At 65.3% G+C, this 24,805-nt stretch carries 21 protein-coding genes; 9 read left to right on the plus strand and 12 right to left on the minus strand.

Annotated features, from left to right (window positions below; genetic code table 11):
• Nucleotides 1-61: 61 nt before the first annotated feature.
• On the minus strand, nt 62-1,048 hold the full coding sequence (locus BMI88_RS10635; protein ID WP_078548458.1) for a D-glycerate dehydrogenase: 987 nt from the start codon (nt 1,046-1,048) through the stop codon (nt 62-64).
• 184 nt (nt 1,049-1,232) lie between these two features.
• Here BMI88_RS10635 and BMI88_RS10640 point away from each other — a divergent pair, with 184 nt between their 5' ends.
• Nucleotides 1,233-1,874 carry an SH3 domain-containing protein gene (locus tag BMI88_RS10640; protein ID WP_078549772.1) on the plus strand — a complete coding sequence of 214 codons (642 nt, stop codon included), beginning with the start codon at nt 1,233-1,235 and terminating at the stop codon, nt 1,872-1,874.
• Nucleotides 1,875-1,922: 48 nt separating this feature from the next.
• The gene (locus tag BMI88_RS10645) at nt 1,923-2,807 is read left to right on the plus strand and encodes a cation diffusion facilitator family transporter (protein ID WP_078548460.1); all 885 of its coding nucleotides are present in this window, start codon (nt 1,923-1,925) and stop codon (nt 2,805-2,807) included.
• A 125-nt stretch (nt 2,808-2,932) separates the two neighbouring features.
• On the opposite strand, the gene BMI88_RS10650 is transcribed toward BMI88_RS10645, so the two are convergent.
• The 6 genes from BMI88_RS10650 to BMI88_RS10675 form a co-directional block, all read right to left on the minus strand.
• Nucleotides 2,933-4,954: a M3 family metallopeptidase gene (locus BMI88_RS10650; protein WP_078548462.1), complete on the minus strand. Its 2,022-nt coding sequence runs from the start codon at nt 4,952-4,954 to the stop codon at nt 2,933-2,935.
• A 37-nt stretch (nt 4,955-4,991) separates the two neighbouring features.
• On the minus strand, nt 4,992-6,056 hold the full coding sequence (locus BMI88_RS10655) for a HesA/MoeB/ThiF family protein (RefSeq protein ID WP_078548464.1): 1,065 nt from the start codon (nt 6,054-6,056) through the stop codon (nt 4,992-4,994).
• A 3-nt stretch (nt 6,057-6,059) separates the two neighbouring features.
• Complete coding sequence (dut, locus tag BMI88_RS10660; RefSeq protein WP_078548466.1) at nt 6,060-6,530, minus strand: dUTP diphosphatase; 471 nt, start codon at nt 6,528-6,530, stop codon at nt 6,060-6,062.
• 127 nt (nt 6,531-6,657) lie between these two features.
• Nucleotides 6,658-7,866, minus strand: coding sequence for a bifunctional phosphopantothenoylcysteine decarboxylase/phosphopantothenate--cysteine ligase CoaBC (coaBC, locus tag BMI88_RS10665; protein WP_078548468.1), 1,209 nt, complete (start codon nt 7,864-7,866; stop codon nt 6,658-6,660).
• 59 nt (nt 7,867-7,925) lie between these two features.
• Complete coding sequence (locus BMI88_RS10670; RefSeq protein ID WP_078548470.1) at nt 7,926-8,738, minus strand: ChaN family lipoprotein; 813 nt, start codon at nt 8,736-8,738, stop codon at nt 7,926-7,928.
• On the minus strand, nt 8,735-9,613 hold the full coding sequence (locus BMI88_RS10675; RefSeq protein ID WP_078520502.1) for an RNA polymerase factor sigma-32: 879 nt from the start codon (nt 9,611-9,613) through the stop codon (nt 8,735-8,737). The genes BMI88_RS10670 and BMI88_RS10675 overlap by 4 nt, the downstream gene beginning before the upstream one ends.
• 469 nt (nt 9,614-10,082) lie before the next feature.
• Here BMI88_RS10675 and BMI88_RS10680 point away from each other — a divergent pair, with 469 nt between their 5' ends.
• A complete protein-coding gene (locus tag BMI88_RS10680) occupies nt 10,083-11,594 on the plus strand; it encodes a YifB family Mg chelatase-like AAA ATPase (RefSeq protein ID WP_078548472.1) in 1,512 nt (503 codons plus the stop codon).
• On the opposite strand, the gene BMI88_RS10685 is transcribed toward BMI88_RS10680, so the two are convergent.
• The 4 genes from BMI88_RS10685 to rsmI form a co-directional block, all read right to left on the minus strand.
• Complete coding sequence (locus BMI88_RS10685; RefSeq protein WP_078548474.1) at nt 11,575-12,483, minus strand: alpha/beta hydrolase; 909 nt, start codon at nt 12,481-12,483, stop codon at nt 11,575-11,577. The two genes, BMI88_RS10680 and BMI88_RS10685, sit on opposite strands and share 20 nt — an antisense overlap.
• A 1-nt stretch (nt 12,484) precedes the next feature.
• On the minus strand, nt 12,485-13,426 hold the full coding sequence (gene gshB, locus BMI88_RS10690) for a glutathione synthase (RefSeq protein WP_078542069.1): 942 nt from the start codon (nt 13,424-13,426) through the stop codon (nt 12,485-12,487).
• Nucleotides 13,427-13,499: 73 nt separating this feature from the next.
• Entirely contained in the window at nt 13,500-13,865 is a 366-nt protein-coding gene (locus BMI88_RS10695) for a YraN family protein (protein ID WP_078548476.1), read from the minus strand.
• A complete protein-coding gene (rsmI, locus tag BMI88_RS10700; RefSeq protein WP_078548478.1) occupies nt 13,862-14,767 on the minus strand; it encodes a 16S rRNA (cytidine(1402)-2'-O)-methyltransferase in 906 nt (301 codons plus the stop codon). Before rsmI ends, BMI88_RS10695 begins: the two co-directional genes overlap by 4 nt.
• Nucleotides 14,768-14,901: 134 nt before the next feature.
• Here rsmI and BMI88_RS10705 point away from each other — a divergent pair, with 134 nt between their 5' ends.
• The 3 genes from BMI88_RS10705 to murJ are packed head-to-tail and all read left to right on the plus strand — an operon-like array spanning nt 14,902 to nt 20,453.
• The gene (locus BMI88_RS10705) at nt 14,902-16,077 is read left to right on the plus strand and encodes a penicillin-binding protein activator (protein WP_078548480.1); all 1,176 of its coding nucleotides are present in this window, start codon (nt 14,902-14,904) and stop codon (nt 16,075-16,077) included.
• 58 nt (nt 16,078-16,135) lie between these two features.
• Nucleotides 16,136-18,898 (plus strand): [protein-PII] uridylyltransferase, encoded by a 2,763-nt coding sequence (locus BMI88_RS10710; protein WP_078548482.1) that lies wholly within the window; start codon nt 16,136-16,138, stop codon nt 18,896-18,898.
• 1 nt (nt 18,899) lies between these two features.
• Nucleotides 18,900-20,453, plus strand: coding sequence for a murein biosynthesis integral membrane protein MurJ (gene murJ, locus BMI88_RS10715; RefSeq protein WP_078548485.1), 1,554 nt, complete (start codon nt 18,900-18,902; stop codon nt 20,451-20,453).
• A gap of 173 nt (nt 20,454-20,626) precedes the next feature.
• Here the strand turns inward: murJ and BMI88_RS10720 are convergent, their stop codons facing one another.
• On the minus strand, nt 20,627-21,313 hold the full coding sequence (locus BMI88_RS10720; protein ID WP_078520509.1) for a rhomboid family intramembrane serine protease: 687 nt from the start codon (nt 21,311-21,313) through the stop codon (nt 20,627-20,629).
• Nucleotides 21,314-21,440: 127 nt separating this feature from the next.
• Here BMI88_RS10720 and trpS point away from each other — a divergent pair, with 127 nt between their 5' ends.
• The 3 genes from trpS (at nt 21,441) to BMI88_RS10735 (ending at nt 24,801) form a co-directional block, all read left to right on the plus strand.
• A complete protein-coding gene (gene trpS / locus BMI88_RS10725) occupies nt 21,441-22,481 on the plus strand; it encodes a tryptophan--tRNA ligase (protein ID WP_078548487.1) in 1,041 nt (346 codons plus the stop codon).
• Nucleotides 22,482-22,734: 253 nt separating this feature from the next.
• On the plus strand, nt 22,735-23,433 hold the full coding sequence (locus BMI88_RS10730) for a type 1 glutamine amidotransferase (protein WP_078548490.1): 699 nt from the start codon (nt 22,735-22,737) through the stop codon (nt 23,431-23,433).
• 12 nt (nt 23,434-23,445) lie between these two features.
• On the plus strand, nt 23,446-24,801 hold the full coding sequence (locus BMI88_RS10735; RefSeq protein WP_078520601.1) for a glutamine synthetase family protein: 1,356 nt from the start codon (nt 23,446-23,448) through the stop codon (nt 24,799-24,801).
• Nucleotides 24,802-24,805 lie beyond the last annotated feature (4 nt).

Below are 24,805 nucleotides of genomic sequence, written 5' to 3' on the forward strand. Positions count from 1 at the left end.
ACCGAAGCCCAAATGAAAAGGCCCCGGATCTCACCGGGGCCTCAAAACAGTTTCGCGCGGATCAGGTCATCGACGGCACGACCAGATCCGGCGGGCGGTGCCCGTCGGCGAAGGTCTTGATGTTGACCAGAACCTTCTCGCCCATCTCCACGCGCCCCTCGACGGTGGCCGAGCCCATATGCGGCAGCAGCACCACGTTCGACAGCTCGCGCAGCCGCGGATTGACCTCCGCGCCATGCTCGAACACGTCGAGCCCGGCCCCGGCCAGCTCGCCCGCGCGCAACGCCCGCGTCAGCGCGTTCTCGTCGATCACCTCGCCCCGCGACGTGTTCACGATCACCGCCTCGGGCTTGAGCATCTTGAGCCGCCGCGCATTGAGCAGGTGGAAGGTCGAGGGCGTGTGCGGGCAGTTCACCGAGATCACGTCCATCCGGCTCACCATCTGATCGAGGCTGTCCCAGTAGGTCGCTTCCAGCTCCGCCTCGATATCGGGGTGAACCTTGGTGCGGTTGTGATAGTGGATCTGCATCCCGAAAGCCTTGGCGCGCCGCGCCACTGCCTGACCGATCCGGCCCATGCCGAGAATGCCCAGCCGCTTACCGCCGATGCGATGCCCCATGAAGGCGGTGGGCGCCCAGCCCTCCCAATTGCCCGCCTGCATATGCGCAAGCCCCTCGGGAATGCGCCGCGTCACCGCCAGCATCAGCGCTATGGTCATATCGGCCGTATCATCGGTGACGACGCCGGGCGTATTCGACACCAGCACCCCACGCTGACGCGCCGAGGAAACGTCAATGTGATCGACCCCGGCGCCGTAATTCGCGATCAATTTCAGCCGCTCGCCCGCCTGCGAGATCATCGACGCGTCGATCCGGTCGGTCACGCAGGGCACGAGGACATCGGCACGTTTCATCGCCTCGACCAGCTCCTCCCGGCTCATCTTGCGATCGTCGTGATTGAGCTCGACCTCGAACAATTCCTTCATCCGGGTCTCGACGACCTCGGGCAGGCGTCGCGTCACGACAACACTCAGGCGCGGTGCAGGCATCTCGGTCCTCTCCTCTCTTCCATCGCGGGGCGGTTGGATGCAAACTGCCCCTCAAAGCGGGCAGGCACAAGGCCCGGCAAGAGCAGTAATGGCCGAAATCGACATGGGAGCGCAATTTTATTGCGCGCCGGATGTTGCAGACCCGCGGATCAGCCAGCGGGCGGGCCGGGATATGAGGCGGACGATGACGGGCAGCAAAATCCTCGCGGCGGTATCCTCAATTGCGATTCTGGTCGGCGCAATCTGGAGCGTGTCGGGCAATGCCTCGGGCGCGCAGTCGAAATCGAACGCCCCCGCCGCTCAGCCCGCAGCAACCAGCCAGACCACCAAGCCGCAAGCGAAGCCCGCGGCCAAGCCCGCCCCCAACGGCCCCGACGTGCAACTGGCGAAACCCCAGCGCCGCGGCCCGGTCACCCACCTGCCGATCCCGCGCTATGTCTCGCTCAAAGGCTCCAAGGGCAATGTGCGTCGCGGACCCTCGCTCTCGCACCGGATCGACTGGGTCTTCACCCATCCCGGCATGCCGTTGAAAGTCACCGCCGAATTCGGCCATTGGCGGCGCGTCGAGGATAACGAAGGTCAGGGCGGCTGGATTCACTACACGCTGATCTCGGGCGTGCGCAACGTGATCGTCATGCAGGACATGGTGTCGCTCCACGCCCGTCCCGACCCGAAATCCGCAGTCACCGCCAAGGCACAGGCCGGCGCGATCGCGGGCCTCGGCGCCTGCACCCACGATTGGTGCGAAATCGAAGGCTCTGGCGCGGATGGCTGGCTGCCGAAAACCGAAATCTGGGGCGTCGACCCCGACGAGACCCGTGACTGAGACGCTCACCTGCGCTAGAGCATCGGCGCAAAGGTAGAGACGGCGGCGATGGCCTATAGCGAAAACGAACACCGGATGAACACCTCGGCGGGTCTGGCCTCGGTCGGCACCGCAGCACTGCTCGTGGCGATCAAGGCCTGGGCGCTGTGGCAGACCGGCGCGCTCTCCGTGGGCGCCTCGCTCGCCGACAGCGCGGTGGACCTGTTGATCTCGGGCGCGGGGCTGCTCGCGATTCTCTATGCCGCGAAACCCGCAGATGACGATCACGCCTTCGGGCATAGCTCGGCCGAAGACCTCGCTGCCCTCGGTCAGGCGCTGATCGTGCTGGGCGCGGGCATCACGATCGGCATCACCGGCGTTCAGCGCCTGCTGGCCCCGACCCCGCCCCCGCTTGCCGCCGAAGGTATTGGGATCGCGGTCATGGTCGCCTCTGCGGCGATCACCTTCGGCCTGATCTGGTGGCAGGGCCGCGTGGCGCGCAAGACCGGCAACAAGGTCGTCGCCGCCGACCGGCTGCACTATGTGGGCGACCTGCTGCCGACGCTGGGCGCGATCCTCGCGCTCTGGCTCTCGCATGCGTTCGGCTGGGGCGACGTGGACAGCATCGTCGCGCTGATCGCCGCCGCGATCATGCTTTTCGGCGCGGCGAAGATCTTCATTGGCGCATGGCACGCCCTGATGGACCGCGCGGCCCCTGACGACGTAATCGAAGGAATCGCCAAGATCGCCCGCGACTGGCCCGGCGTGCGCGGCTTCCACGATCTCAAGACCAGGACGGCAGGGGCACAGATCTTCGTGAACCTGCATATCGAACTCGACGGGGATCAGACGCTGGAAGAGGCCCATGACATCGGCGCCGCGCTCAAACGCGCCATCGTCGAAGCCTATCCGCAGGCCGATGTCATCATCCACAAGGATGTCTATCGGGGCTGAGCGCGGAGGGGGCGCTGCCCCCACGGCTTGCGCCGCCCCCCGGGATATTTTGGCCAAGAGGAAGAGCGCCTCCCCTTCATCTGGCCCAAAATACTCCCGCCGGAGGCTCCGGCATCACCGCCCGCTCAGGCGGCCGGATCAAGCAGCCCGCGGCCCTTAAGAAGCGGCTCCACCCCCGGCATCTTGCCCCGGAACTCGGTGTAAAGCTCTTCGGGCGGACGCGAATTTCCCGCCGACAGCACGAAGCGTTCGAGCTTCGCCGCCGTTTCCGGGTCGAACACGTCGCCTGCTTCCTCGAAAGCCTCGAACGCATCGGCATCCATCACTTCCGACCACATGTAGCTGTAATAGCCAGACGAGTAGCCGTCGCCCGAGAAGACATGGGCGAAATGCGGCGTCGCGTGGCGCATCCGGATCGCACGCGGCATGCCGATCTCGCGCAGCACCTCGGCCTGTTTCGCCATCGGGTCTTCCGGCGCCGCACCCTCGTGGAAGGCCAGATCGACCAGCGCCGAGCCGAGATATTCCACCGTCGAGAAGCCCTGATCGAAGGTGGCGGCCCCTTTCAGCTTCTCGCGCAGCTCCATCGGCATCGGCTCGCCGGTCTTGTAATGACGCGCGTGCTTTTCCAGCGTCTCGGGCACGTCGAGCCAATGCTCGTAAAGCTGGCTCGGGAGTTCCACGAAATCGCGCGCGACCGAGGTGCCCGACAGGAACTGATAGGTCACATCCGACAGCATCTGGTGCAGCGCATGGCCGAATTCATGGAACAGCGTGCGCGCGTCGTCATGGCTGAGCAGCGCCGGATCGCCCTTGGCAAAGTTGCACACGTTCACCACGATCGGCACCGGCGCGCCACCCAGCTTGCGCTGCGAACGCATCGCCGAGCACCACGCCCCCGAGCGTTTCGAGCCACGCGCGAAATAATCGCCGAGGAACACGGCCAGCACTTCGCCCCCGCGCGAGACTTCCCAGCCGCGCACGTCCGGGTGGTAGAACGGCCCGTCGATCTCCTTGAACTCCAGCCCGAACAGGCGGTTCGCCGTATCGAAAGCCGCGCCGATCATCGCGTCGAGCGAGAGGTAGGGCTTGATCTGCCCCTCATCGAACTCATGCTCGGCCACGCGGCGCTTCTCGGCATAGTAGCGCCAGTCCCACGGCTCCAGATCGCCGTTGATCCCGTCGGCATGCATCATCGCGGCCAGCTTCGCGGCATCCGCCTCGGCGGCGGCCTTCGCAGGCTCCCAGACGCGCATCAGAAGGCCGCGCACGGCCTCGGGCGTCTTGGCCATCTCGGGTTCCAGCTTGTAGGCGGCGAAACTGTCATAGCCCAACAGCTTCGCACGCTCCTCGCGCAGCTTCAGCACCTCGGCGGCGATCTCGCGATTGTCGGTCTCGCCCCCGTTTGCGCCGCGCGCCGTCCAGGCCTCATAGGCGATACGCCGCAATTCGCGATTAGGCGAGAATTGCAGGAAGGGCACGATCAGCGAGCGCGAGAGCGTCAGCACCGGGCCGTCCTGCCCGCGTTCCTTGCCCGCCGCGCGCGCGGTGTCGATCACGAAATCGGGCAGGCCTTCCAGATCGTCCTCGGCCAGCGGGCGGAACCAGCTGCTTTCATCGGCCAGCAGGTTCTGACTGAACTGCGTGGTGATCGAGGCGAAGCGCTGCTTGATCTCGCGCATCCGCTCGGCCGCGTCCCCTTCCAGCGCTGCGCCCGACCGGGTGAACATCTGGTAATACTGCTCGAGAAGCCGCGCCTGCTCCGGTCCAAGGCCAAGGCTCTCGCGGCTCTGCCACAGCTGGTCGATCCGCCCGAACAGCGCGGTGTTCATCGTGATCTCGGAGGAAAACGCCGCAAGCTTCGGCGCCAGATCGCGCATCAGCTCCTGCCGCGCTGGCGTCGCATCGGCCCCGGCGAGGTTGTAGAACACGCCTGCAACCTTTTCGAGCGCCTCTTCCGCCAGCTCCATCGCCTCGATTGTATTGGCGAATGTCGGGGCGTCGGGCGAGCCCGCGATCGCCGCGATATTGGCACGCGCCTCGGTCAGAGCCGCGTCGAACGCAGGCGCAAAATCGGCGTCGGAAATCTTCGCGAAGGGCGGGAGTTCGTAGGGGCCGGTCCAGTCGGTGAGAAGCGGGTTGGTCATGGCGGGTCTCCTTTGCATCGCAAGCTAGGGCGCGTGCTCAGGATTGACCATCCCCCGCGCCGCGCACTTCTCCGCAAACCGCGCAATCGGCACGCCGCTTCACGCCGAACTGACGGCTCTCACCCCAGAGCGCATCATAGATCATCAGCCGCCCGCGCGCGGATTGCCCCGCGCCGGTGATCTCCTTGATCGCCTCGGTCGCCATCATCGAGCCCACCACGCCCGGCAACGCGCCCACCACGCCCGCCTCGGCACAGCTCGGCGCAAGCCCGGCGGCAGGCGCTTCGGGGAACACGCAGGCATAGCAGGGCGCACCCTTCGCCGGATCGTAGAGCGACAGCTGCCCTTCCCATTGCGTGATCGCGCCGGAAATCAGCGGCGTGCCGGTCGCCACGCAGGCCGCATTCACCAGATAGCGCGTGTCGAAATTGTCGGTCCCGTCGAGGACGAGGTCATATTCGGCGATCAGCCCTTCGGCATCCTCGGCGCTCAGGCGACGGTTATAGGGCAGCACTTCGATATGCGGGTTGAGCGCCAGCATCGCCTTTTGCGCGGAGAAGACCTTGGGCATCCCGAGATCGGCATCACGATGGATCACCTGCCGCTGCAGGTTGGAATTCGAGACGATATCGTCATCCACGACGCCGATCCGCCCCACCCCGGCCGCGGCGAGATACAGAAGCGCGGGCGAGCCCAGCCCCCCGGCCCCAACCACCAGAACCTTAGCCTGCTTGAGCCGCTTCTGCCCCGGCCCGCCGATCTCGCGCAGCATGATGTGGCGCGCATAGCGATCCAGTTCGGCCTCGGAAAAGCTGCCCGGTTTGGCCGCGGGCGCCTCAGCCTCTTTCGCCTCGGCCTTCGCCCGGATCGCCCCGAGCATTCGGCGATAGGTCATGACCAGCGCGACGACGACACCGAGGCCAATCCACCCCGCAAGCGAACCGCCCAGAACGCGCCCCAACGGCCCGAACCCGGGGATTGGCAGATGCGCGATCACCAAGGCCGCCCAGATCAGCACGAGCATCCCGAAGATCGCGCGCACGGAGGCCTTGAGCACCAGCCCGAGTCCCACAATCGCCGCCATGAGGGTCAGTCCGAGCATGCCTCAGCCCTTGCCGGTCGAGCCGAACCCGCCCGCGCCGCGTGCGGTGTCGCCCAAAGCGTCCGTGACCTCGAAGCGCGCCTGCACCACCGGGGCGATGATCGCTTGCGCGATGCGGGCGCCGTGCTCGATCAGGTAAGCCTCAGTGCCGAGATTGATCAGCAGCACCCCAAGCGGCCCGCGATAATCGGCGTCGATCGTGCCGGGCGTGTTGGGCAGGCTGATCCCGTGTTTCAGCGCCAGCCCCGAGCGCGGCCGGATCTGCATCTCGAACCCTTCGGGGATCTCGACGCGCAGCCCGGTCGGAATGATGGCACGCTGCATCGGGGCGAGCGTGATGCCGCCTTCTCGATCCTCGGGGGCGAGATTCGCGCGCAGATCGGCCCCGGCGGCGCCGTGGGTCTCATAGCGCGGCAGGGCGATCTCGGGATCGGCCCAGTCTTCGCGCAGAACCTTGATGATCGGTGTGCTCACGTGTCCCTCTCCTGCCCGATGTCGCGCGGGCGTCAAATGCGGATGCCTCCGGCGGGGATATTTGGACCAAGCCGAAAGAGGCGTATTTCGTTTCGGCTTGGCATAAATATCCCCCGCGGAGCGTCCCTCAGGCGCCAGCCGCGCCCAAGCTTTCTGCGATGCGCGCAGCCAACCGCCGCGCGACCTCTTCCTTGCTCATCCGGTCCCAGCTTTCCGCGCCGGTCTCGTCGATGATCGTCACCGCATTCTCGGTCCCGCCCATGATCCCGGTCGCGGGGCTCACGTCATTGGCGACGATCCAGTCGCAGCCCTTGCGCGCGCGCTTGTCGGCCGCAAACCGCGCGACGTCATGGGTCTCGGCCGCAAAGCCCACCACGAGGCCTGGCCGCCCTTCGCCCATCTTCGAGACGGTGGCGAGGATATCGGGATTCTCGGCGAATTCGAGCGCGGGCGGCGCGCCGGTGCCGTCCTTCTTCATCTTCCGCTCCGCCGCGTTCGCCACGCGCCAATCGGCCACGGCGGCAGCGAAAATCGCGGCCTCGGCAGGCAGCGCGGTCTGCACCGCGTCCAGCATTTCGCGCGCGGTCTCGACCTTGACCACCCGCACGCCCGCAGGCGGCGCAACCGTCGCGGGACCGGTGACGAAGGTGACAGTCGCGCCGAGGTCCCGCAGCGCTGCGGCAATCGCCGTGCCCTGCGCGCCCGAGGAGCGGTTCGCGATATAGCGCACCGGGTCGATCGGCTCATGGGTGGGCCCAGACGTCACGAGAATATGGCGGCCCTTCAGCGGCCCGTCCGACAGCGCGGCGTCGATCGCGGCGAGGATTGCCTCGGGTTCGATCATCCGGCCCTCGCCGAACTCGCCACAAGCCATGTCGCCCTCAATCGGGCCTGCGAAGATCACGCCATCGGATTTCAGCGTCGCAATATTGCGCTGCGTTGCGGGGTGCTCCCACATCCGCACATTCATCGCGGGCGCGATCAGCACGCGCTTGTCGGTGGCAAGCAGCAGGGTCGAGGCGAGATCATTGGCCAGACCGTTCGCCATCTTCGCCATCAAATCGGCGGTGGCGGCCACGACGACCACCAGATCGGCCGCGCGCGACAGCTGAATATGACCGATCTCGGACTCATGCGTCAGATCGAAGAGGTCGGAATGAACCGCCTCGCCCGCGAGCGAGGAGACGGTCAGCGGCGTCACGAACTCGGCCCCGGCCTTGGTCAGGACCGGGCTCACCGAGGCCCCAGCCCCGCGCAGCAGACGGATCAGCTCGGGCGCCTTGAAGGCTGCGATACCGCCGCCGATGATCAACAGGATGCGTTTGCCCGCAAGCATTTGCCTCTCCGTGAAACTCTCTCAGATGGTCTAAGCGCCGGGGCGCATTGGCGCAAGGATCACTTGAACGCGGCGCAGGGATCGGCGCGTTCGGTCGGGGGCGTGATGATCCAGTCGTCAAAGGGCTGCGTGCCGGGATCGGTGCCCGGCTCCGCCTCGATCTGACCGATCGCCACAACCTTCGCCTGCGGGTCCGCCTTGCGCAGAAGCGCGGGCACGGCGAGGTCGGTCTTCGCATGACCTGACCCGGTGATGACCGCGACCGGACCGCCGGTCTCCTTCAGCGCCTCGAGCGCGACCCGCGCAAACGCTGCATCGCGGAAGCGTTGCGCCGCGACCATGCCGGGCAGCAGATCGGGCGGCAGCGCGTTGCAATGATCCTCTTGCGACTCCGCTTCCAGCTTGGCCTGCAGGTCTTCCGGATAGGCTTGATCGAGCCCGTAGCGAGCAGCGTCCTTGCCGAACACCTCCGGCAGCGGCTTGGTCATCGCGGCGCGTACGGTCTCGCGCGGCTGCGCGGCGCCATAGACCTTCGCATCGCCCAAAGCTTCGAAAATCGGATAATAGATCGCGAAATCGGGCCAGCCCGAATTGTCCCAGTCCAGCGCCTTTTCCAACGCGCCCTCATCCTTCAAAAGCGCCGGCGTGATCTTCGCCGCCTGCTCGGGCGTCAATTGCTCGAACACCACGGCGGCGGGCTTCAGCGCCTTGATCGCACGCGCCTGATTGAGGTGATGGGTCGGATTGTCGTGAATCTCTCCCAGAACGACAATATCGCCCGAAAGCGTATCGAGCTGGGCGGGCGATATTTCGGCGCCAAAGGCGGGACCGGTCAGAGACAGTAGGCAGAGCGCGGCAAGAAACTTCTTCATACGAAGAAGCTTTGCACCTCGCCCTGATGGGTTTCAAGCGATTTGCGCATCTTGCCGAAAGCCTGCGCTTCGAGCTGACGAATACGCTCTTTCGAAAGCCCCAACTCTTCACCGAGGCTTTCCAAAGTGCGCGGATCTTCGATCAGACGACGCTCGCGGACGATGTAGGCTTCGCGGTCGGTCAACCGGCCCATCGCCTCGCCCAGCCAGACTTTCATCGTCTGACCGTCATGGCTGTCGGCCACGGTTTCCTCAGGGCTCGCGCCGTCATCTTCCAGCGTATCGACCCATTCGCGGCCTTCGTCTTCGCTGGACTGCGTTGCGTTGAGCGAGAAGTCGGAGCCGGACAGGCGGCCTTCCATCATCTCGACATCCGAGAGCGGCACACCGATCACTTCGGCCACGCGCTGACGCAGCTGCATCGCATCGAGCTGTTCGCCCTCTTGCTGCGCTTCGCGGGTCAGCTGGGCCTGAACGCGGCGCATGTTGAAGAACAGCGCTTTTTGCGAAGAGGTGGACCCGGTGCGCACCATCGACCAGTTGCGCATCACGAATTCCTGGATCGAGGCTTTTATCCACCACACCGCATAGGTCGAGAACCGCACACCACGTTCCGGATCGAACTTGTCGGCGGCTTTCATCAGACCAAGTGAGGCTTCCTGGATCAGATCGTTCATCGGGGCGCCGTAGCGGCGGAACTTCGAGGCCATCGAGATCGCGAGGCGCATATAGGCTGTCACAAGCCGGTGCAGCGCCTGCTCGTCCCGATTGTCGCGCCACGCTCGCGCCAGTTCCGCTTCGGTTTCTGCATCCAGGAACTCTGCCCGCATTGCTTGGCGTGGCAGGGTTTCATCGGTCATACCATCGAGTGCCATTTACAATCTCCCTGGGGTGTCCAGCCCAAACCGGCGCAACCTTGAATTGGGTGGCTGCTTTGCCCACCCAATGCGAATGACATGTTTTGGTTCCTCACGGAAATGTTGAATTTTGCCTGAAACTTTGTGCGCGTGGCGCACTTGACGACGTTTTCAAGCGAAAAATGGAAGAAATTCATGCCGCTACGGGAAGGCCATCACTCCTTCTTGAGCACCGCATATCATAAGCGTGCTCACGGACACTTGAGCGGCTGTAACGCAACATGTTGATCTTGTGCGCGAAACTGAAGCGATGGCTGTGCAGATATGCAGGAATTGCACCTTTATCCCTCTATTTGCGCTGATGTTTCGAGCGGCGCGTCCGTCTCCGAGTCGAGGGGGCGGAAGACGCGGTTCCTGTCCCTGCACCCGTTAACCATTCCTAAACCACGGCTGCGCTACCCCTCGGGGAAGAGGCGCAGGAGAGCCGATGGTCAGCCAGAGCTACACGGTCGCGTTCGAGGGGGTGGAGGCCCGCCTCGTGGAGGTGCAATGCGCGCTCTCCGAAGGCATGCCCGGCTTCGCGGTCGTGGGCCTGCCCGACAAGGCCGTGTCCGAGGCGCGCGAACGGGTGCGCGCGGCGCTCGGCGCGCTGGGGATCGCGCTGCCGATGCAGAAGATTACCGTGAACCTCTCGCCTGCCGACCTGCCGAAAGAGGGCTCGCATTTCGACCTGCCCATCGCGCTGGCGCTGCTGGGCGCGATCGGGGTCGTGCCGCGCGACCGGATCGAGACGCTGGTCGCCGTGGGGGAGCTGTCGCTCGACGGGCGGCTCCTGCCTGTCGCGGGTGCCCTGCCCGCCGCGATGGCGGCCGCCGCGCAGGACAAGGGGCTGATCTGCCCGAAGGGCTCGGGGGCGGAGGCGGCCTGGGTCGGTGCGGCCGAGGTGACGGCGCCGGAGACGCTCGGCGCCGCGATCGACCATCTCAGCGGTCGCCGGCCGCTGGAGCCCGCCCGCCCGGGTCTCGTCCGGGACGCACCGCATCCGCGCGACCTGCGCGATGTGAAGGGTCAGGAACGAGCCAAACGCGCGCTGGAGATCGCCGCTGCCGGACGCCACCACCTGATGATGATCGGCACGCCCGGCTCGGGCAAATCCATGCTGGCCGCGCGGTTGCCCTCGATCCTGCCCGAGATGCGCCCCGAGGAGATGCTGGAAACCTCGATGATCCAATCGCTGTCGGGGCTGCTGGCCGAGGGCGGCATCTCGCGCACGCGCCCCTTTCGCGAACCGCATCACACCGCTTCGATGGCCGCGATGATCGGCGGCGGGCGTGGCGCCCGCCCCGGCGAGGTCAGCCTCGCCCATAATGGCGTGCTGTTCATGGACGAGTTCCCCGAATTTCCCCGCGCCGTACTGGAGACCCTGCGCCAGCCGATCGAGACCGGCGAAGTCGTCGTCTCGCGCGCCAATGCCCATACCCGCTATCCCTGCCGCTTCCTTCTGATCGCGGCAGCGAATCCGTGTAAATGCGGATATCTCGGCGATGCAGAACGCGCCTGCGCCCGCGCGCCCGGCTGCGGCGACGACTATCTGGGGCGGATTTCAGGGCCTCTGATGGACCGGTTCGACCTACGAATAGAGGTGCCCCCGGTGCGCTATGCCGATCTCGACCTGCCAGCCTCCGGCGACAGCTCCGCCGAGGTCGCGGCCCGCGTCGCGGAAGCGCGCGAGCGGCAGGCCCAGCGCTTCGCGGATCACCCCGCGATCCGCGTCAATGCCGAAGCCGAAGGGCAGCTACTGGAAGACATCGCGACGCCGGATGCGCAGGGGCGAGATTTACTGGCCCAGATGGCGGAGCGGGTCGGACTGTCGGCGCGCGGCTACCACCGGGTTCTTCGGGTTGCGCGCACCATCGCCGATCTCGACCATGCCAAGCACGTGCGCCACCCCCACATCGCCGAAGCGTTGAGCTATCGGCTCAGCGCCGTGGCAGGTTGAGCATCCGGCGCGCCGCCGCCGCCGCATCCTCCAGTGCCTCGCGCGCTTCGGGGACCCGACCGTCGAAGAATTGCCAGACATGCGGCGCGTCGGGCCAGCTTTGCACCGTGACATCCGCGTCGAAGCTGCGCAGCCGCTCTGCCATGCGCAGCGCATCGTCGCTCAGGATCTCCCCCATCGAATGCTGGATCAGCACCGGAGGCGGATCGGGGAACTCCGCGAAAAGCGGCGAAAAGCGCGGATCGCGCGCGTCATGCCCGCGCAGCACCATCTCGCAGCTATCGCCAAGTCGTTCGACCGGCAGCATCGCATCTTTCGCCGCATTTAAACGCAGGCTCTCGCCCGAACAGGTCAGATCCGTCCATGGGCACAAGGCAATCGCCCCGGCGGGCGGCGTGCCGCGCTGGCACAGCACGCTCAGAAGCGCCAATGTCAGACCGCCCCCCGCGCTGTCGCCCGCGATAACGATCGCGCTCGGGTCGTAGCCCACTTCCACCAGCGCATCGAAAGCTGCGGTCGCATCCTCGAGCGCGGCACCGACCGGCGCCTCGGGCGCAAGCCGATAATCCGGCACGATCACCTCAAGCCCGCTCAGCTTCGCCAAGCGCCCTGCGAGCCCACGATACATCCACGGGGAGCCGGTGACGTAACCGCCGCCATGAAGATAGAGAATGATGCGCCCAACCGAGGACCGCCCCGCGCGCAGCGACAGCGCATTGCGCCCGGCCAGCTTGGTCGGCAGACGGCAAAGCCCGGTGGGCTCGCGCACGACCCAGCTGGCCAATCTCTCCGTCGCGCGCCGCGTTTGCGCAGCCCCGTGGAACCGTCGCACCATCGGTTTCGCGATGCTGCGCAGCCAAAGATTGAGAAAGACCAGCCGGATCGACATATCAGCTCCGTTTCGCTTCGATCGCCTCCCAGATGCGGGCGGTGATATTCACGCCGTCGAACCGCTCAAGCTCCTGAATGCCCGTCGGCGAAGTGACGTTAATCTCGGTCAGCCAGTCGCCGATCACGTCGATGCCGACGAAGATCTGCCCCTTCTCACGCAGATACGGGCCGATCCGCTCGCAGATTTCGCGATCGCGCGCGGTCAGTTCGACCTTCTCGGGCCGCCCGCCGACATGCATGTTCGACCGCGTCTCACCCGCCGCCGGCACCCGGTTGATCGCGCCCACCGGCTCGCCATCGACGAGGATGATCCGCTTGTCGCCCTTCGAAACGGCAGGCAGGAATTTCTGCGCGATCAGAGGCTCGTTGTTGATGCCGATGAACAGCTCGTGCAGCGACGACAGGTTGCGATCGTTCGGATCGAGCCGGAACACCCCCGCCCCGCCATTGCCGTAGAGCGGCTTGAGAATGATATCGCCGTGCTCCGCCTTGAAGGCCCGAATGGCCTCCAGATCGCGCGCGATCAACGTCGGCGGCGTCAGGTCAGGAAAATCCAGAACGAGAAGCTTCTCGGGCGAATTGCGGACCCAGAAAGGATCGTTGACGACCAGCGTCTCAGGGTGAATCCGCTCCAGCAGATGGGTCGTCGTGATATAGCCCATATCGAAGGGCGGGTCCTGCCGCAGCCAAACCACATCCCAGTCGCCCAGATCGACCTCGGTCTCTTCGCCCAGCGTGAAGTGGTTGCCCTTCTCACGCCGCACCACCAGAGGCCAGCCACGCGCATAGACGTGCCCCTCGCGGTAGATCAGGCGATCCGGCGTGTAGTAGAATAGCTCGTGCCCACGCGCCTGCGCCTCTTCGGCGATCCGAAACGTGCTGTCAGCCTCGATATTGACCGCTTCGATCGGATCCATCTGGATCGCAACTTTCAATCCCATCCGCGCCCCCTCTTTAGACTGCAATCTTGATGCAATGTGGCGCGTCTGGATGCAACCTCAACCCACGGGCCGGTCACATTCCGAAATAGGCGTTCTCCAGCACCTTGATCTCCCCGATCTCATTAACCAGGGCGAGATCGAACCGGACCTTGCGATTGCAGTTTGCCGGAGCGGGATGTCGCATCAGATATTCTTCGACCGAAATGCATATACGGCGCATCTGGCGCTGCGAGAGGCGTTCCGCGGCGCGGGCATGGCTGCGCGATTTTTTCACCTCGACGAAGATCAGGGTATCGCCCTCCCGTGCGATCAGATCGATCTCGCCGCCATACTTGCCCCGCCAGCGATGTTCCGAGACCGCGCGCCCTGCCCGTTCGTAATGCAGCATCACTTGCTCTTCGGCGGCGAGACCGGAATGATATGATAGCGATCCACTCATCTCTTTTTCTCCATGGCCAGAGCGGCCTGATAGACCTTGCGCCGCGGCAACCCGGTCGCCCCTGCGACGGCGTCGACCGCGTCGCGAAGCGACTCGCGCGCCAATGCCGCTTCGAGGCGCTCTTCAAGTTGGGCGTCGTCGATTTCGACTGCATGCGGCCTGTCGACCACGACGACGATTTCGCCCTTGACCGGCGACTCAGCCACGCTTTCCGCAAGCTCTTCCAGCGTGCCCCGGCGGACCTCTTCGAAGCGTTTCGTCAACTCCCGGCACAGCGCCGCTTGTCTCTCTTTTCCCAGACTATGGGCCGCGTCAGCTAACATTTCCCTAATGCGTTTGGGGCTTTCATAGAAAACCAGCGTCGCCGGAATTTCCTTGAACTCCGCGAGCCAGTTGCGCCGCGCGCCTTTGCTGTTCGGGGCAAACCCCGCGAAGAGGAAGCGATCCGTTGGCAGGCCCGACAGGGTCAGCGCCGTCAGCACCGCCGAGGGGCCCGGTGCGCTATAGAGCGGCAGCCCGGCCTCGATTACCGCGCGGCCAAGCTGATAGCCCGGATCAGCGACCAGCGGCGTGCCTGCCTCGGAGGCGTAGACCACCGATTTCCCCGCCTCCAGGGCTGCGAGGATTTTCGGGCGCATCGCGGCGCCGTTATGGTCGTGATAGGCGAGCACCTGACGCCCGTTCAACGGCACGCCGTGAATCTCCATCAGGTGCCGCAGGCTGCGCGTATCCTCGGCCGCCAGAACGTCGGCTGCGCGCAGCATGTCGAGGGCGCGCAAGGTGATGTCGCGGGCGGCTCCGATGGGTGTGGCAATGAAATGAAGCCCCGGGCTTAACGGCGCCGGAACACTCCTGGTTCCCTTATTTTCCGCGTTTGCATCAGATACAACACCCTCGCCCATCGCCCGCCTCATCACTTGTGTGGAACGTTTACTTCACGCCTGCTTGTGCGTAGTCTCGACCGCGTCATTTCCTCGCGGTTCGCAGGCGTTGCTTCAGTGCCCGGACCGGACGCCAACGCCCAAAAGGACGTATCATGTTTAATCTCATTCGTAACCCCCGCGCCCTCGCCGCGCGAATCGCAGCCCTCCTCGCATTGGTCTGGCTTGCGGCCTGTCAGCCGGGGCCGATGGGCAATTCCGGTCAGAAGATCGACACCAGCGCACCGGTCAAGGTCGCGCTTCTGGTTCCGGCCGGGTCCGGCAACGCTGGCGACGAGACGCTCGCGCGGGCGCTGCAGAATGCGGCAAATCTCGCGATTCAGGATCTGCAAGGCGCACGGATCGACCTGCAGGTCTACAACACCGCCGGCAATCCGCAGCAAGCGGCCGCGATGGCCACCAAGGCCGCCGACGAGGGCGCCAAGATCATCCTCGGCCCGGTCTATGCGCAATCGGCGAATGCCGCAGGTCTTGCGGTCGCCTCGCGCAACATCAACGTGCTTGCGTTTTCGAACAACACCAACGTCGCGGGCGGCAACGTCTTCGTGCTCGGCCCGACCTTCCAGAACACCGCCAACCGCCTCGTGAGCTTCGCGACACGTCAGGGCAAGAAGCGGATCATGGTCGTGCATGAGCAGACCACTGCGGGCGAGATCGGCGCACAGGCGATCCAGACCGCGGTCGCACGCTCGGGCGCTTCGCTCGCAGGCGTGGCCTCCTACCCGTTCTCGCAGCAGGGCGTGGTCGATGCGACGCCGCAGATCGCAAGCCGCGTGAAGTCCGGTGACGTCGATGCGCTGTTCCTGACGGCCGATACCGCAGGCGCGCTGCCGCTGCTCACGCAGCTGATGGGCGAGCAGGGTGTGACCCCGCAGATGACGCAATATATCGGCCTGACCCGCTGGGACATTCCGCCGGCGACGCTGTCGCTGCCGGGCACTCAGGGCGGCTGGTTCGCCGAGCCCGATCCGGCGCTGCAACAGCAGTTCGTGTCGCGCTACAGCGCCGCTTACGGCCAAGCGCCCCATCCGATCGCAGGCCTCGCCTATGACGGGATCGCAGCCATCGGCGCGCTGGTGAAGTCCGGCAATCCGAGCGCGCTGACCAAGCAGGGCCTGACCCAGCGTTCGGGCTTCGTGGGCGTCAACGGCGTCTTCCGCTTCCTGCCCGACGGCACCAACGAACGGGCGCTCGCCGTGGCGCAGGTCCGCAACGGCCAGGCGGTCGTGATCGACCCGGCGCCGCGCAACTTCGGCGGCTTCGGGTTCTGACCCGGACCGCCTTCAAACGAAAGGGCCCGTCAAGGGACAAGACTGCGCAGTGACCAGCATGACAGACCCCGCCCCGGCATCGACCGGGGCGCCCCTCCTTCTAAATCAACAGCGTTTGTTCGAGGCGCTCGACGCAGCGACCTCTGACATGCGCGACCCGAAAGATATCCGGGCCGCGACAGTTACGTTCCTCTCCGATGAACGCCGCGCCGCCGCTGCCGCGATCGAGGCCGATTTCGAAACCCATCCGCGCGCCGCGCGCGACACGGTCGAAGCCTGTGCCGAGATGACCGACGGCATCGTCCGGTCTGTGCTGCGCATCGCGACTCAGCGTTTGCACCCCAGCGGCATCCGCACCGAGGCGGAGCGTTTCGCAGTTCTCGCCGTGGGCGGCTATGGCCGAGCCGAGATGGCACCGCATTCCGATGTCGATCTCCTGTTTCTCACCCCCTACAAGGTGACCCCCTGGGCCGAGAGCGTCATCGAGTCGATGCTCTACATGCTTTGGGATCTGAAGCTGAAGGTCGGGCATTCGTCCCGCACACTCGACGACTGCATCCGGCTCGGGCGCGAGGACATCACGATCCGCACCGCCCTTCTCGAACATCGCTGCGTGGGCGGGGACGAAAAGCTGGCCGAGGCGCTGTCGCTTCGCCTTCGTCACGATCTGTTCGAGGGCAGCGAGGCCGAGTTCATCGAGGCCAAGCTGGAGGAACGCTCGCAACGCCACCGCCGTCAGGGCGGGCAGCGTTACGTGCTCGAACCCAATGTGAAAGAGGGCAAGGGCGGGTTGCGCGACCTGCAGACCCTCTACTGGATCGGCAAATATATCCATCACGTGGGCCGCGCCCGCGAATTGATGGAGATCGGCGCCTTCTCCCCCGAGGAATACGAGACATTCCACGAGGCCGAGAACTACCTCTGGGCGGTGCGCTGCCACCTGCATCTGATCTCGGGCCGCGCCTCGGATCAGCTGACCTTCGACATGCAGGTCGAGGTGGCCGAGCGCATGGGCTACCGCGATCTGGCGGGCCGCCGCGCGGTCGAGGTCTTCATGCAGGATTACTTCCGCCACGCGACCGCCGTGGGCGACGTGACCCGCATCTTCCTGACCAAGCTCGAAGCGCAGCACGTGAAAAGCGCGCCGATGCTGCAGCGGATTTTCCGCAGGCGGCGCAAGCTGAAAGCGCCCTATTCCGAAGAGAACGGCCGCATAAATGTCGCCGACGAGAAGGCGTTCCTCTCCGATCCGGTGAACCTGCTGCGGCTGTTCGAAGAAGGGCTGCGCTCGGGGATGCTGATCCACCCCGACGCGATGCGGCTCGTCTCGGCCAATCTCGACCTGATCGACGACAAGGTGCGCAACAACCGCGAGGCGCAGCGCATCTTCCTCGACCTGCTGCTCAAGCACGGCAACCCGGAACGCGCGCTGCGGCGGATGAACGAGCTGGGCGTGCTGGCCGCCTTCATCCCGGAGTTCGAGCCGATCGTGGCGATGATGCAGTTCAACATGTATCACAGCTACACGGTGGACGAGCACACGATTCAGGTCGTCTCGACGCTGGCGCAGATCGAGCGCGGCGAACTGGTCGAGGATCTGCCGCTGTCGTCGCACATCCTCGAAGAAGGCATCAATCGCAAGGTCCTCTATGTCGCGCTGCTGGTGCATGACATCGGCAAGGGACGGCCCGAGGATCACTCGATCCTCGGCGCGAAGATCGCCCGCAAGGTCGCGCCGCGACTGGGGCTGAACCAAGAGGATTCCGAGACCGTCGAATGGCTGGTGCGTCACCACCTGCTGATGTCCGACGTGGCGCAGAAACGCGATCTCTCGGACCCGCGCACCATCCGCGATTTCGCCAAGCGCGTGAAATCGCGCAAGCGGCTCGACCTGCTGACCGTGCTGACCGTCTGCGACATTCGCGGCGTCGGCCCGAATGTCTGGAACAACTGGAAAGCCACGCTGCTGCGCAAGCTGCATTCCGAGACCGCGATGGCGCTGGAGCACGGGCTGGAAGCGGTCAATCGCGAGCAGCGCACCGACGAGGCCAAGCGCGCCTTGCGCGAAGTGCTGGAGGCGGATGACAACTGGGACAAGGCGCAAATCCGCGCCGAGCTGGGGCGTCACTACGCGCCCTATTGGCAAGCGCTCGCCACCATCAATCACGAAATCTTCGCGCGTCTGCTGCGCGATCTGGGCGATGACGAGATCCGCATCGACTTGCATCCCGATGACGATCACGACGCGACCCGCGTGAGCTTCGCGCTGGCCGATCACCCCGGTATCTTCTCGCGGCTTTCGGGCGCGCTGGCGCTGGTCGGCGCGAATGTGGTCGACGCGCGCACCTATACCTCGAAGGACGGCTATGCGACCGCCGTCTTCTGGGTGCAGGATGCCGAGGGCCACCCCTACGAGGCCTCGAAGCTGACCCGCCTGCGCGGCATGATCGAGAAGACGCTGAAAGGCGAGGTCGTCGCCCGCGAGGCGCTCAAGGATCGCGACAAGCTCAAGAAGCGTGAGCGCGAGTTCAAGTTCCCGACCCATATCACCATCGACAACGAAGGATCGGATATCTACACGATCATCGAAGTCGATACCCGCGACCGGCCCGGCCTCCTCTACGACCTGACCCGGGCGCTGGCGTCGAACAATATCTCGATCTCCTCGGCGGTGATCGCCACCTATGGCGCGCAGGTCGTGGACAGCTTCTATGTGAAAGACATGTTCGGCCTGAAACTGCATTCCAAACCCCGCCAAGAGGCGCTCGAGAAGAAGCTGATGGACGCCATCGCGTCGGGTGCGAAACGGGCGGGCAACTAATATGAAACCAATCCGGCTGGTGCGCGGCTTCCTCACGGTGGGCGGCTGGACCATGGCGAGCCGCATCCTCGGTTTTGCGCGCGACATGATGATCGCAGCCTACCTGGGTGCGGGCCCGGTGGCCGAGGCCTTCCTCGTGGCCTTCTCGCTGCCCAACCTGTTCCGCCGCTTCTTCGCGGAAGGTGCATTCAACACCGCCTTCATCCCGATCTTCTCGAAGAAGCTGGAGGGCGGAGAGAATGCACAGGGCTTCGCACGCGAGGCGATGGGGGGATTGGCTTCGGTGCTGATCTTGCTGACGCTGGTGGCCTCGGCGGCGATGCCGTGGCTGGTGCTGGCGATGGCCTCGGGTTTCGCGGGCGATGAGCGATTCACGATCGCCACAACTTATGGCCGGATCGCCTTTCCCTACATCCTCTTCATCTCGCTCAGCGCGCTTCTGTCGGGCGTGCTGAACGCGGCCGGTCACTTCGCAGCCGCGGCCGCAGCACCCGTGCTGCTGAACGTGACCTTCGTGATCGCGATGCTGATGGCCGATCAGGCGGGCTGGCCGGTGGGCGATGCGCTGGCCTGGGCTGTGCCGGTCGCGGGCGTGGCACAACTTGCGCTCGTCTGGGTCGCCGCATGGCGCGCGGGTTTCAAGATCGTCCCGAAGCGCCCGCGCCTGTCGCCCGACATGAAACGCCTTATCCGCATCGCGATCCCGGCGATGCTCGCGGGCGGTGTGGTCCAGATCAACCTGCTGGTGGGCCGTCAGGTCGCCTCGCATTTCGACGGCGCGATCGCATGGCTGAACTATGCCGACCGTCTCTATCAGCTGCCGCTGGGCGTCGTGGGCATCGCGATCGGCGTGGTGCTGCTTCCTGACCTGTCACGCCGCTTGCGCGGCGGCGACACGGCCGGCAGCCGCTATTCCTTCTCGCGCGCAGGCGAATTCGCGCTCCTCTTCACCGTCGGCCCTGCCGTAGCACTTCTGGTGGCGGCCCAACCCATCGTCTCGGTCCTGTTCGAGCGCGGGCAGTTCACCCACGAGGACACGATCGCGACCGCCTGGGCCACCGCGATCTACGGGCTCGGCCTCCCCGCCTTCGTGCTGCAGAAAGTCCTGCAGCCCTTGTATTTCGCCCGCGAGGACACCCGCACGCCGTTCAACTACGCGCTGGTCGCGATGGTGGTGAACGCGGTGCTGGCGATCGGGCTGTCTTTCGTGATCGGCTATCTGGCCGCCGCGGTGGGTACGACGCTCGCCGCCTGGGCGATGGTCGCGCAGCTTTGGCTCGGTGCGCGTCCGATGGGCGAGGCTGCGAGCTTCGATCACCGTTTCTACCGCCGCCTGCCCCGCATCGTGGTCGCGGCGCTGGTGATGGGCGCTGCGATCTGGGCGGTGACCTGGGCGGTGCCCGGCGCGTTCGCCGTGCCGGGCCTGCGCGCGCTGGCGCTGCTGGGGCTCGTGCTGTTCGGGATGCTCGTCTATTTCGGCACGGCTATCGCCATCGGTGCGATGCATATGGCCGATCTGAAAGGTGCGATGCGCCGCGGTCCGGGCGGGGCGTGAGGGGCTACTTTAGCGCGGGGCGACCAGCCCCGGGCCGCGCCCGACCCTCGCCACGGGAGGGCGCATGGGCGATGACATCGCGGTTTCAGATGACTTTCGGGCTTGAGAGATAAAGCGCCAAGCCACCAGCGAACCGAAGCGCCCACCCGAGGCTCGGGCGCGCCCCTAAGCCTTCACCGCCGCCGCAGCCGCTGCAAGGTCCGTTGCATCCCGCCGGGCGCCACGAAGAAGCTCAGCACGAAGCCCGCGACGAAGCCCACGATATCCGCGATCCAGTCGGGCCGCGCGCCGAAGATCATCGCGAAGATCAGTTGGATGCCCATCAGCGCCCCGATCAACGAAAACGCCCGCAGCTGGTTCGCATTCTCCTGCCCCAACCGCGTCCACAAGATCCACGTGAAGGCCCCGATCAGCCCGTAATCGCCCGGATAGCCGCCATAGAGCCCGATCTGCGTAAACGGCAGCGCCGCATAGACCAGCGCGCCAAGGATCGTCGCGCCGAAGAACACGATCGCCACGGCGAGGCCCGAGAAGATCTCCCCCACCATCTTGCCCAGCGCCAAGAGGAACACGAGCACGAAGATCGCCTGCGTCACCGAGGCGTTCACGAAAGGATAGGTCAGGATCCGCATCATCTGCTCCGGCGGATATTGACCGGTTTCGAACATTGCGCGCATCACCTGCGGCGAGAAGGCGAATTTCTGCAGCGCGTCGAGCCGCCAGCCCGCCGCCTGCGCCCCGCCGATCAGCCCCGACTGGCCCATCGCGAAGAACAGCTCCGTCGCGATGATCGGCAGCGCCAGAAGCCAGACCACGGGCGGCAGCGGGTTCATCGGGTGTTCGTCATAGCCGTCGCGCATATTGGTCTCCTGCTCGCGGGCTCAGTTGCGCCCTTTGCGCTTTAGCGATAAGCGAGCGGAGAGCGGATTTCCACCCCGGGAGATCCTCAATGGCGGGCTTCCACCCCCCGCAGATCAGGAGCATCAGATGAGCGAGCAAGCGCAACCCCTCAACGCCAATTTCAAACCGCGGATCTTCTCCGGCATCCAGCCCTCTGGCGGGCTGACGCTGGGCAACTATCTGGGCGCGCTCAAGCGCTTTGCCCAGAAGCAGGACGAAGGGATCGAGACGATCTACTGCCTCGTCGACCTGCACGCGATCACGGTTTGGCAGGAGCCCGACGCGCTGCGCCGCAACACCCGCGAGGCGGCTGCCGCCTTCATCGCCTCGGGCGTCGATCCGAAACGCTCGATCCTGTTCAACCAGAGCCAGGTCTCGGCGCATGCCGAACTGGCCTGGGCGTTCAATTGCGTCGCGCGTCTGGGCTGGATGAACCGGATGACCCAGTTCAAGGACAAGGCAGGCAAGAATGCCGAGAAGGCCAGCCTCGGCCTCTACGCCTACCCCGCGCTGATGGCCGCCGATATCCTTCTCTATCATGCGACGATGGTGCCGGTGGGCGAGGATCAGAAGCAGCATGTGGAGCTGACCCGCGACATCGCGGCCAAGTTCAACCATGACTACAAGACCGATTTCTTCCCCGCCCCCGAGCCTCTGATCGAAGGCGCCGCGACCCGCGTGATGTCCCTGCGCGACGGCACCAAGAAGATGTCGAAATCCGACCCGTCGGATGCGAGCCGCATCAACCTGACCGACGATGCCGACACGATCGCCAAGAAGATCCGCAAGGCCGTGACCGATCCCGAGCCCCTGCCCTCGGATCTCGACGGGCTCAAGGACCGGGCGGAAGCGCGCAACCTCGTGAACATCTACGCGGCGCTGGCCGACATGACGCCGACGCAGGTGCTGGGCGAATATGGAGGCGAAGGCTTCGGCAAGTTCAAACCGGCGCTGGCGGAACTGGCGGTCGCGAAGCTTGCTCCGATCTCGGACGAGATGACCCGGCTGATGAACGACCCCTCCGAGATCGACAATATCCTCGGCGACGGCGCGAACCGGGCCGACGAGATCGCGCAACCGATCCTGGGCAAGACGCTCGAGATCATGGGGATGGTCCGCTCGCGCTAAGCGCGGCAAAACCAAAGCAAGAGGGGGCGCTGTCCCCCGTCGCCCTAGGGCGACAAGACTTAAGGGCGAGGGGGCTCTGCCCCCTCGGGCTTTCGCCCTCCCCCCGGGATATTTCAACCAAGCCGAAACGCATCTTCCTCTTGGCAGAAATATCCCGGGGGGAGGCGCGGCACGCGCCGGGGGCGGAGCCCCCTTGCCGCCGCCCACGGCCCGCACTACGCTTCGGCAACAAGAGCTTACGAGCGGACCTCCCATGCGTATCGGCATCCTCCAAACCGGCCAATCCCCCGACGTTCTGCGCGACAAGGCGGGCGACTATCCTGACATGTTCGAAGCGCTGCTCGCCGGGCGCGGCCTCGAATTTCAGCGCTACGACGTCGAGCATATGCACTTCCCGAAAGACGTGCATGACTGCGACGGTTGGCTGATCACCGGCTCGCGCCACGGCGCCTATGAAGATCACCCTTTCATCAAGCCGCTCGAGACGTTCATTCGCGACGCCCATGCCGAGGCTGTCCCGTTGGTGGGCATCTGCTTTGGCCATCAGATCATCGCGCAGGCGCTTGGCGGAAAGGTGGAGAAATTCTCCGGCGGCTGGGCCGTGGGCCCGCAGGATTACGATTTCGGCGGCGAGGTAATCGCGCTCAACGCGTGGCATCAAGATCAGGTGACCGAGCTGCCGCCGGGCGCGACCCCGATCGCGGGCAATGATTTCTGCGCCTATCCCGCGCTCGCCTATGGCGACACGATCTTCACCGTCCAGCCCCACCCCGAATTTCCCGACGCATTCGTCGAAGGGCTTATGGACACACGCGGGCGCGGCGTCGTGCCCGATGACCTGATGCAGGCCGCCCGCACGCGGCTGGGGCAGCCCAACGGCGCGTCCCGGATCGCCGAGCGCATCGCCGATTTCTTCCTCAAGACAAGGGTGCCTGCGCACCCGGAAAGCTGACCGATGAGCGACATGAAGGACTGGACCGACCGTATCCCGCAGGCCGCACGCGATTACATCGAGGGTCGGCGTCTCGACGAGGTGGAGTGCATTGTCGCCGATATCGCAGGGGTCGCCCGCGGCAAGGCGATGCCCGCGTCGAAATTCAAGTTTCAGGATCGGTTCTTCCTGCCGAATTCGATCTTCCTGCAGACGATCACCGGCGAATGGACGGACAACCCCTCTGGCGCTTTCACCGAGCCGGACATGATCCTGACGCCCGATTTCTCGACCGCGACGGCCGCGCCGTGGACCGCGGACTGGACCTTGCAGATCATCCACGACGTCGAGGACCAGCAGGGCAATCCGGTGCCGATCGCGCCGCGCAACGTGCTCAAGCGCGTGCTCGCGCTCTATGAAGCAGAGGGCTGGACGCCCGTCGTCGCCCCCGAGATGGAGTTCTTCCTCGTTGCGCGCAATGTGGACCCGAACCAGCCGATCATCCCGCCGATGGGGCGCTCGGGCCGTCGCGCGGCGGCGAAACAGGCCTATTCGATGTCGGCGGTCGATGAATACGGCAAGGTCATCGACGACATCTACGATTTCGCCGAGCTTCAGGGCTTCGAGATCGACGGCATCTTGCAGGAGGGCGGCGCCGGGCAGATCGAGATCAACCTCGCGCATGGCGACCCGGTCGAACTGGCCGATCAGATTTTCTACTTCAAGCGGCTGATCCGCGAGGCCGCCCTGCGTCAGGATTGCTTCGCCACCTTCATGGCGAAACCGATCGAGGGCGAGCCGGGCTCGGCCATGCATATCCACCAGTCGGTGATCGACACCAAGACCGGCCAGAACATCTTCTCGGACGAGAATGGCGGCGAGACGGAAGCCTTCCTGCATTGCATCGCAGGGCTTCAGACGCACCTGCCCGCGGTGATCGCGCTGCTGGCGCCTTACGTGAACAGCTATCGCCGCTATGTGCCGGATTTCGCAGCGCCCATAAATCTCGAATGGGGTCGCGACAACCGCACGACGGGCCTGCGGGTGCCGATCTCAGGCCCCGCCGCGCGACGGATCGAGAACCGTCTGGCGGGGATGGATTGCAACCCCTATCTCGGGCTCGCCGCCTCGCTCGCCTGCGCCTATCTGGGCCTCAAGGAAAAGCAGATGCCGAAGCCCGAATGTCTCGGCGACGCCTATATGTCGGCCGAGGACGTGCCGGTAAATCTGGGCGATGCGCTCGATCTCTTCTCGGAAAGCGCGCCGATCCGCGATGTTCTGGGGCCGGAATTCTGCGCCGTCTACGAGGCGGTCAAGCGCAACGAATACAAGGAATTCCTGCAGGTGATCTCGCCGTGGGAGCGCGAGCATCTGCTGATGAACGTGTGATGCG

Origin of the sequence: Thioclava sp. F36-6 (assembly GCF_002020305.1) — a bacterium.
In the GTDB taxonomy this organism is placed as follows: domain Bacteria; phylum Pseudomonadota; class Alphaproteobacteria; order Rhodobacterales; family Rhodobacteraceae; genus Thioclava; species Thioclava sediminum.